General features: G+C 38.5%; 6 protein-coding genes. 5 read left to right on the top strand and 1 reads right to left on the bottom strand.

Annotated elements, in window-relative coordinates; translation table 11 throughout:
- The first annotated feature begins 18 nt into the window (after positions 1–18).
- The 4 genes from EKM66_RS03245 (at position 19) to EKM66_RS03260 (ending at position 3,500) form a co-directional block, all read left to right on the top strand.
- The gene (locus tag EKM66_RS03245; RefSeq protein ID WP_125761642.1) at positions 19–516 is read left to right on the top strand and encodes a hypothetical protein; all 498 of its coding nucleotides are present in this window, start codon (positions 19–21) and stop codon (positions 514–516) included.
- A 24-nt stretch (positions 517–540) separates the two neighbouring features.
- Complete coding sequence (gene celB / locus EKM66_RS03250) at positions 541–1,923, top strand: PTS cellobiose transporter subunit IIC (protein ID WP_125761644.1); 1,383 nt, start codon at positions 541–543, stop codon at positions 1,921–1,923.
- A 240-nt stretch (positions 1,924–2,163) separates the two neighbouring features.
- Positions 2,164–3,021: an SDR family oxidoreductase gene (locus tag EKM66_RS03255; protein ID WP_125761646.1), complete on the top strand. Its 858-nt coding sequence runs from the start codon at positions 2,164–2,166 to the stop codon at positions 3,019–3,021.
- Between the two features lie 41 nt (positions 3,022–3,062).
- Positions 3,063–3,500 (top strand): Rrf2 family transcriptional regulator, encoded by a 438-nt coding sequence (locus tag EKM66_RS03260; protein ID WP_125761648.1) that lies wholly within the window; start codon positions 3,063–3,065, stop codon positions 3,498–3,500.
- Positions 3,501–4,035: 535 nt separating this feature from the next.
- Here EKM66_RS03260 and EKM66_RS03265 read toward each other — a convergent pair.
- Entirely contained in the window at positions 4,036–4,749 is a 714-nt protein-coding gene (locus EKM66_RS03265; protein ID WP_125761650.1) for a GntR family transcriptional regulator, read from the bottom strand.
- A gap of 341 nt (positions 4,750–5,090) precedes the next feature.
- On the opposite strand from EKM66_RS03265, the gene ald reads away from it, so the two are divergent.
- Positions 5,091–6,200, top strand: coding sequence for an alanine dehydrogenase (gene ald / locus EKM66_RS03270; RefSeq protein WP_125761652.1), 1,110 nt, complete (start codon positions 5,091–5,093; stop codon positions 6,198–6,200).
- Positions 6,201–6,361 lie beyond the last annotated feature (161 nt).

Below are 6,361 nucleotides of genomic sequence, written 5' to 3' on the forward strand. Positions count from 1 at the left end.
TTATGGAGGAATATTTTAATGACTGATGCCGAAAAGAGAGAATTCGAGATCAACAAAAACAAAACCAGTATTCGTAGTATGTACTTCAACCGGTTCTTATTGATTCGGTATCTAACTGCCGGATATTTCTTCGCCAATTTATATTGGTTCATTTTACTCGCAGGTTATCACAAGCCTGCCGCCATTATTCCAGCTTTACTGCTAATTAGCTCTATATTTGTGATAGTTGAACAAGTTAAGAAATACCATGATAGGGGAAATGATGTTCCACATGCAAAAAGATACTATTGGGCGCAACTGGCAATCAACATTGTCTTGATTGGAATCAGTTATACACCAATGTATACAGCTATTTTCCCATTCGTACGTCCAGAGGGGACCAACTTCATGGTCAGCGTCTTATTGATCGGAGCACTAGGCTGCTTGGTACTAGAACGTAGAATTAATACCATCAGTAACGGGAAAGATAAATCACTATCAAGAATTAAGGATTACCGCAAGTCGGTCAATCTGTAAATATACTTATAGGGAGAGTCACAAATGGATAGTAATAATAAAGTATTCCAGTTCATGGAAAAATATCTTATGGGACCAATGGGGAAATTATCCCAATTCAGAATTGTTCGTGGTGTTATGGCAGCTGGTATGGCCAGTATTCCATTCACTATCGTAGGTTCCATGTTCTTAGTTTTGAATATTTTGCCGGATACATTCCCAGCTTTAAAGGGATTCTTCGACGCAACATTCTTCAAATTTAGTGACCTATACATGTTAGCTAACACATGTACAATGGGAATTTTATCGCTATACTTCGGTTTGGTTTTTGGTTACGAATATACTAAGATCCAAGCTCAAGAAGAAAAGATTTCAGTTAACCCACTTAACGGTGCACTTCTTTCAATGTTTGCTTTCTTCCTTTGCTTACCTGAATTGGTAGTTAAGGGTGGTTCATTGAAGCTTGTTAACTCAATTACTTCTACAGAAACAGTTGTTAATGGTTTCCGTATGGGAGCTACAATTGATCGTTTAGGTACAAGTGGTATCTTTACAGCAATCATCATGTCGATCTTAGCTGTTAAACTATATTGTCTATGTGTTAAACGTAACTGGATCATCAAGATGCCAGAAACAGTTCCAGCTGGTGTTTCACGTTCATTTACAGCCTTGATTCCAACATTTGTTATCGTATTAGTTGTATTACTTATCAACGGAACCCTTGTTGCTCTTGGAACAGATATCTTCAAGATGATCTCAATTCCATTTAGTTTCGTTACAAACCTAGCTAGCTCATGGCTTGGTGTCATGGTTATCTACTTCTTGATTCATGCTCTATGGATCGTTGGTATCCATGGTGCTACAATCATTACATCATTCCTTACACCTATCGTTTTGGCTAACATGGAAGCTAACCAAGCTGGTGGAAACATTCCATTCGCTGGTGAATTCAACAACATGTTCGTTACAGTTGGTGGTTCAGGTGCTACATTAGGTATGGTTATCTTCATCACATTGTTCGCTAAATCAACACAGTTGAAGACACTTGGAAAAGCTGCCATTGTTCCATCGATCTTCAACATCAACGAACCAATTATCTTCGGTATGCCAATGGTTTATAACCCATACTTGGCTGTACCATTCTTCCTAGCTCCAATGGTTGCTGCTTCAATCGGTTACTTTGCAATTAAGCTCCACATGGTTCACGCTGTTGTTGCTCAAGTTCCATGGCCATCACCAGTTGGATTGAGTGGATTCATTGGTACCGGTGGTGACTGGCGTGGTGCAGTGCTGGGTATTGTAACCGCACTTGCTGCTACAGTTATCTACTACCCATTCATCAAGTTCTACGATGCTAAGTTATACAAAGAAGAACAAGAAAAGGGTGCCGAGCTTGCTGCTGAAGCTACTGAAGCCGCTACAAACTAAAGATTTTATGAGAGTGGGACAAGCATGTTCAGCTTTCGATCATTAAAGTAAATAAGGACTGTAATCCGATTTTGGATTACAGTCCTTATTTGACTTAAGTGGGAAAATCTATGCTTCGTTTCACGCTGTCGCCACAAATGTTGTACCCACCTGTTGACTTTAAAATAACAGGTGCTATAATTAGTCCTGTTATTAATAAAACAACAACTATAAAACTTGAAAATTAAGAGGTAAATAAATATGAAGTACGCAATTTCAGCAGCAACCGGTCATTTTGGTCAAATCGCAATTCGTGAATTGTTAAAAGAAGTTAGTGCAGAAGATATTATTGCGATTGTTCGTAATACTGATAAGGCTAAAAAAGTCCTACCAGAAGGTATTACGATTCGTAAGGGCGACTACACAGACAAGGCTTCTCTAGTGGAAGCTTTGAAGAATGTAAACAAATTACTATTCATTTCATCAGTTCCTGGTGGAGAAGTTTCACGTGAACAACAACATCAAAACGTTGTTGAAGCTGCCAAGGAAGATGGTGTCGAATATGTTGCTTATACTAGTTTTGCTAAAGCAGATGATGCTAAGTCAGCTTTATCCGCTGACCATAAAGCAACAGAGAAGATGCTTAGAGAAAGTGGCATGAAGTATTCATTCTTGCGTAATGCTTGGTATCTTGAGAATGAAACTAGTTATTTAAAGGCTGGAGCTAACGGTGAAGATGCAGAATATGCCGCTGGTGATGGTAAAATTGGTTTTGCTTTGGAACGTGAATATGCAGCTGGTGCCGCTAAAGTTATGATTTTGGATAATGCTAAGGATATTTATGAGTTTGCTGGCAAACCTGTATCATATGCAGAATTGGGTCAGGCAGTTAAAAAAGTTACTGGTAAGAGCTTTGAATTCAAATCAGTGTCTGATGAAGAATATCGTAATGGATTGATCAAGTCTGGTTTTGAGCCAGCTGTCGCCGATGTTTTTGTCGGTATGCAAGATATGATGCGTTCAGGTGAACTGGATGTTGAATCTAGTGATCTACCAGACGTGTTGGGTCACGCAGTAACTCCATTGAATGATGCTATTCGCGAAATTCTTTCGAGATAGGTTATAATGACTATTAGTATTTGGAATAGGGGGAGCCGTTAATGAAGTATTCATACAAGTTAAGCGATGCAATTCATACATTAGCCTATATTGAGATCACGCCCGAAGATGGGGATGTCAGTAGTAATGGAATTGCCAACAGCATTGAGGCTAACCCGAGTGTCATTCGACAACTGATGTCTAATATGAATAAGGCTGGTTTGTTAGAGAGCCAAGCTGGTGCCGCAAAGCCTAGATTGGCACGTCCTGCTAGTGAGATTACGTTGTTAGATGTATTTAAAGCCGTTGAGATCAACCACAATTTATTGCACGTTGATCCTAATACCAATATTGATTGTCCAGTTGGAGCCAATATTCAACAGACTTTGGATGCGGCATATGAGCGTGTTCAAAAGGCCGCTGAGGCTGAAATGTCTAAGCTGACGATTCAAGATATTGTTGATAATATAAATGAGCGAGTACAAAAAAATGCGGGCTGAATTCAGCTCGCATTTTTTATATTCTATTGCCGCCAAAGGACGAAAGTAATGTGGCCTGCTGTGGGACCGGCTTCAGCCCTTGGTCTGAGGCCTCGCTTTTGAACTTCGCATAACCCGCGAATTTCAAAAGTCGTCCTGTGCTGTAAGAACGGATAAATCACCGTTCAACAGCACTTTCACTGCTGGCCTCATTTCTTTCGTCCTTCTGCTCTGTTTACGGTATCTTCATTTGAAGTATTATCCTATTGTTGGTAATTATATTTGCTTCATTGCGTTAATGCATATCTCTGATAGAGGTTTCTATTTCAGATACCCACCTGATCTTATGTAGAGAAAAATTAGCTGGAGGTGGAGAAAAATTTATCAGTCGTCCTGTAGCGTAATGACGGTGGTTTTCCGTCATTACGCTACAGGACGACCTTTGAGATTTGCGAAGCAAAGCTCAAAGACGAGATGAGAGACCGTACCACAGGCTCGAATCGTTCCCACGACAGGTAAATTCTTTCTCAACCGGAAGCAGCAATAAACGGCAAAACTAGTTAAGATAATTATTAACGTGATAGTAAATTGTAAGATCATCTTGGAAATAACAAGTTCTTGAATAATTGAATGGACGTTCATTTTTTAGATAGTTAAGTTCTTCAATTCTGATAGTAGGAGAGCCAGATTCACGATCAGTGATTTTTGCTTCTTCATCCGATAAATTGTAAATCGTTACATATTCATCGGCATTTTTAATTGAAATGTGGTAATTTTCGATTATGAACTTGAAAATGGATTTTTCACAAATTTCTTTACTAAGGTAAGGAATGAATTCTTTTAAATAGTAAGTTTTTTCAAGTGCGTATAATTTGTTGTTGCTGTGTCGTAATCGTTGAATGTAGTAAACTGGCGCACCTACTTCACATTCAAGGATTTCAGCCAATTTTTCATCAGCTTCAATTGATTCTAGTTTCAATACTTGAGAAGTTATTGGATATTTGACACCAAGTGAATTCATTCCGACTTTATTGGCAAGATTCATCACGTAATCCTCACCATGTAGGGCGGTGTTAACGAAGTAGCCACTTCCCTGGATACGTTTGATCAGACCTTGATTGTAAAGAATGTCGAGTGAATTACGAATGGTATTGCGACTAGCACCGTATTCTGTCATTAATTCTCCCTCACTAGGAAGTTTATCTGTGTATTCGTGATTGTTAACTTTATCGGCTAGTGAATTGGCGATTTCTTGATATTTAAGTACCATAATTTGTTCTCCTTTAAGGAACTTGTTGGTACATATGTGGAATATACCAATATAGTAACTATACGGTGTTTATGTTGATTTAGCAAGATAAAACGATGCTTTCAAGTGTGTAGAATTAAAAATTGGTTTTTAACATTTCTGGTTTGACTTAATTTGATTGAGAAAATGAATTTTGTGAATGATTTTGAGAAACACTTTGAATATGAAAATTAAAATGCCTAAAAGTGGGTATTCCTGTACCAAAAAATGATACAAACTTTTTGACATTGTGAATAACTGAATTATATGATATATTCAAATTGTATCTAGAAAGCGATTCCAAAATTGAAGGAGGATTTCAAATGAAAATTGGTATACCTAGAGAAATTAAGAGTCAAGAAGATCGTGTAGGAATGTTTCCAGCTGGAGTTTCAGATCTTGTTAAAGCTGGTCACACATTAGTTGTTGAAACGAACGCAGGTGTCGGTTCCGGCTACCTCGATACAGACTATGAATCAATGGGTGCCACAATTGGAAGTGCTGACGACGCATGGGCTTGCGATATGGTTATTAAAGTTAAAGAACCAATGGCTTCAGAATACAAGTATTTCCGTGAAGACTTAATTGTTTACACATACTTGCATCTTGCCGCAAACAAACCTTTGACCGAGGCACTTTTAGAGAACAAAGTAAACGGTGTTGCATACGAAACGATGGTTGGACCCCAAGGTGGGTTGCCATTATTAGTTCCAATGAGTGTTATTGCTGGTAAAATGTCAGTTCAAGTTGGAGCTCACTTCTTGGAAGAACCACATCAAGGTAAAGGATTATTACTTGGTGGAACTCCGGGAGTTCGTCAAGGTAAAGTAACAGTTATTGGTGCCGGAACAGTTGGGTTTAATGCCGCTAAGATGGCGGTTGGACTTGGTGCCGATGTAACTATCTTGGATATTAATGCTAAGAGATTGGCTGAATTGGAAGATATCTTTGATGGCAGAATTCATACATTAATGTCAAATGCTCACAATATTGCGGAATGTGTTAAACATTCAGACTTAGTAGTTGGAGCTGTGTTGGTTCCTGGTGCCGCTGCACCTAAACTAGTTACTGAAGAAATGGTTAAGACGATGGAACCAGGTTCTGTTATGGTCGATATTCCAATCGACCAAGGTGGAATGTTCGAAACAAGTATTAAAGCTACAACACACGAAGATCCAGTTTACTTGTCACATGGAGTTGTTCACTACACAGTTGCTAATATTCCGGGAGCTGTTCCTAAGACCGCTACTGAAGCATTGTCGAGTGCAACACTTCCATATGCAATCCAAATCGCTAATGAAGGTCTAGAAAAAGCCAGCCGTAACAAGACTATTTTGACTGGTATTAATACGTATAAAGGTAATTTAACAGAAAAAGCCGTTGGAGCAAGTTTGGATATGAACTATTCTGAATTTTCCGCTACAATGGTATAAATGATTTTTTTCGACACTACTGACCTTGGTTGGTGGTGTTTTTTGTTGGTCAATTTTCTCAACCTATAACGCTTGTTAAATTAAGGCAAATTTTATAATCAAGTTAGCCACTTGAGAAAAACTGAATAAAAAAACACCAAGACGAAAAAATCAGGTATCAT

The organism is Companilactobacillus hulinensis (assembly GCF_003946555.1).
Taxonomy (GTDB): Bacteria; Bacillota; Bacilli; order Lactobacillales; family Lactobacillaceae; genus Companilactobacillus; species Companilactobacillus hulinensis.

What these genes read in the sequence shown, in the direction of transcription:
- EKM66_RS03245 (WP_125761642.1), top strand. Translation starts at nt 19, where the DNA reads ATGACTGATGCCGAAAAGAGAGAATTCGAGATCAACAAAAACAAAACC.
- celB (WP_125761644.1), top strand. Translation starts at nt 541, where the DNA reads ATGGATAGTAATAATAAAGTATTCCAGTTCATGGAAAAATATCTTATG.
- EKM66_RS03255 (WP_125761646.1), top strand. Translation starts at nt 2,164, where the DNA reads ATGAAGTACGCAATTTCAGCAGCAACCGGTCATTTTGGTCAAATCGCA.
- EKM66_RS03260 (WP_125761648.1), top strand. Translation starts at nt 3,063, where the DNA reads ATGAAGTATTCATACAAGTTAAGCGATGCAATTCATACATTAGCCTAT.
- EKM66_RS03265 (WP_125761650.1), bottom strand. Translation starts at nt 4,749, where the DNA reads ATGGTACTTAAATATCAAGAAATCGCCAATTCACTAGCCGATAAAGTT.
- ald (WP_125761652.1), top strand. Translation starts at nt 5,091, where the DNA reads ATGAAAATTGGTATACCTAGAGAAATTAAGAGTCAAGAAGATCGTGTA.